General features: G+C 65.2%; 3 protein-coding genes. 2 read left to right on the top strand and 1 reads right to left on the bottom strand.

The window, feature by feature from the left end; all coding sequences use genetic code 11:
• On the bottom strand, positions 1-899 hold an 899-nt coding region (locus EB084_23575; GenBank protein ID NDD31242.1), incomplete at its 3' end, for a hypothetical protein.
• Between the two features lie 191 nt (positions 900-1,090).
• On the opposite strand from EB084_23575, the gene EB084_23570 reads away from it, so the two are divergent.
• Together EB084_23570 and EB084_23565 are read left to right on the top strand one after the other, a co-directional pair.
• Entirely contained in the window at positions 1,091-1,984 is an 894-nt protein-coding gene (locus EB084_23570; GenBank protein NDD31241.1) for an ABC transporter ATP-binding protein, read from the top strand.
• A 97-nt stretch (positions 1,985-2,081) separates the two neighbouring features.
• The coding region (locus EB084_23565) for a serine/threonine protein kinase (GenBank protein ID NDD31240.1) at positions 2,082-2,513 on the top strand (432 nt) is incomplete at its 3' end.

The raw sequence follows: 2,513 nt of genomic DNA, 5'->3' as shown, positions 1-2,513 counted from the left end.
CGGCTCGAGAAGAGCGCGATGCGATCATCCCAGCGCCACGGGGTGCCGCGATCATCGACGGCAGCCACCGACACGGCATTGGGCGCGTTGCCCGGCGTGCCAACGGTGCTGGGGCCTGGGCCTGAGTTGCCGGCGGCCACCACGGGCGTGATGCCGGCGCGCGCCGCCGCCTCCACGGCCTGTACCACCGGATCGTCCTTGTAAGAGGTCTCGATGTAGGCGCCGAGCGACATGTTCAGCACCTTGATGTTGTAGCGCTCCTTGTTGTCAACAGCCCACTGGATGCCCTTGATGACATCGCTGAACTCGCCTGAGCCTCCGCCGTCGAGAACCTTCACCCCGATGATGTTGGCGCTCGGCGCCATGCCTTTGATGAAGCCCGCGGAGGCTGCGCCATCGCCCGCCACGAGACCGGAGACGTGCGTGCCATGCCCGTGGTCATCGTAGGGGTCAGGACGGCCGTTGACCACATCGTGGAAGGCCACGATGCGCCCGCGCAGATCCTTGTGCGGGGCAACGCCCGTGTCGATGACGGCAACGCCGATGCCTTGCCCCGTGACGCCCTTGTCCCACATCTTGTCTGCGGCGACGGTGTGGGTGGCTGCGCGCCAGCTGTCGAGGCCGCGAAACGCTGGGCCCAGACCGCTCACGGGCTGTCCGACCTGCTCGTCGGGCAGCAGCCCGATGCGGCGGTCTTCGATGAGACGCAGCCCCTGGCGCTCGGCGAGGGCTTGCACCTCGCCCAGACGCACCTCGTCGGTCTCGATGGCGACGCCGTTGATGATGGGCAGGCGCGCCCTGATGGTCGCCGCGCCGCTTGCCTCAACAGCGCTGAGCGACTTGAATGCCTCGGTGGAAGGGGCCTGCAGGATGTAGTGGTGAGTCGTCGTCTTCATCATCTTCTCCTACAGCCATCATATCTTCCGTCTCGGCGCCCCCGCCATCATCTTTTGTTAACACTGCGCGTGGCGAAGGCCTCGTCTGCATCGCGCCCTTCTTGCCAGGGAGATCGTCTGCTATCATGCAACTCAAGCCATGTGCCGGTCATTCGTGAGGAGAGAACTCTCGGGCGAAGGGGTACGAATTCGCCATGGTGACCCCTGTGATCGAGTTGAGAGACCTTCGCAAGCGCCTCGACAGCGGTGAGCTTCTCGAAGGCCTCACCCTGCGGCTCTACCCTGGAGAGTTTCTCGGAATCGTGGGGCCTGGCGTGGGCAAGCGCGTGCTCGTTCGCGTGATGTCAACGCTTCAGCCTGCCGACGGCGGTGAGATCTGGATCGACGGCGCTCCTTCCAGCAGCATCGAGCGGGCGAGGCGCGCGCTTGGATTCTGCGGCGGTGATGTCGAGCTCATCCCAGAGAGCACGGTGCGCGGCAACCTGGTGTTCTTCGCTCGGTCCCAGGGACTCGAGGAAGCGTACATGAAGGTGAGGTGCGATGAGATTCTCACGCTGACCCGGCTGTCTCCGCTGGCCGACACCCGCATGTCGACGCTCAAGCGAACCGAGCTGCGTCGCGCAGGTCTGGCGCGGGCACTGGTCCACGGTCCTCGTGTGCTCCTCCTCGACGAACCGCTGCAGGGCCTGCCGGATGTAGAGCGCGACCTGTGGGTGCAGATCCTCGAGCAGGTGCGGGCGATGGGCTGTGCCGTCGTGATGGCGGGAGATACCGTGCGTGAGGTGCGCCACCTGCTGACACACGCGTGTGTGCTCGCGGAGGGCCGCGTTCTCGCCTGTGGCCCCATCGACTCGCTCGACAGCCGGGTCAGCCTGCTCAGATGTGTTCACATGCAGGTCGTGGGCGCCGAGCGAGCCGCCGCAGCCTTGGGATCATGGCCTGGGGTGTTTCGCGCCACAAGTCACGGGGACATCATCAAGGTGCTGTTCATGGGAGATGGCGATGAGGTGCTGGCACTGGTCGATCACCTCACCACTGAAGGCCATCCCGTGGTCTCGTTTCGCCAGGAAGCGGCGTACCTGATGTGACGCAGTGCAGGAGGCGCGCGAAATCGTGGAAGCCCTGAAGCGCGGTACGCTCCTGCGGGGGCGCTATCGCATCGAGAAGGTCATCGGCGAGGGCGCCATGGGTGCGGTGTACCTGGCTCGCGACGAGCACCTCGTGGGCGCGTCGTGGGCTGTGAAGGTGCTTCATGAAGTCGACCTTCCTTCAGAAAGTCGTGCGGAAGCCGTGGCGCTCTTCCATCGTGAGGCCGACATGTGCGCGCGGCTTCGCCATCCCGGCCTCCCCGAGGTGGTCGATTTCTTCAGTGAGAACGGTAAGCACGCCCTCGTCATGCGTCGCGTCGAAGGAGACACCCTCGAGGCGCTGCTCGATCGGAAGGGGCGCCCTTTCACCGAGGCCGAGCTTCTCCCGCTGCTGATACAGCTCTGCTCCTGCCTCAGACATCTGCACGAGATGTGGCCGCACCCCATCATCTTCCGCGACGTGAAGCCATCGAACTGCATGGTGACGGCGGGCGGACGGCTGGTGCTCATCGACTTCGGCATCGCGCGC

The sequence above is a fragment of the Pseudomonadota bacterium genome (assembly GCA_010028905.1).
Lineage (GTDB): Bacteria > Vulcanimicrobiota > Xenobia > RGZZ01 > RGZZ01 > RGZZ01.
Note: the sequence above shows the minus strand (reverse complement) of the source record. Positions and strands in the feature narration are given on the sequence as shown.

Excerpts from the sequence above, each read along its gene's own strand:
- EB084_23570 (NDD31241.1), top strand. The coding sequence starts at position 1,091 with ATGGTGACCCCTGTGATCGAGTTGAGAGACCTTCGCAAGCGCCTCGAC.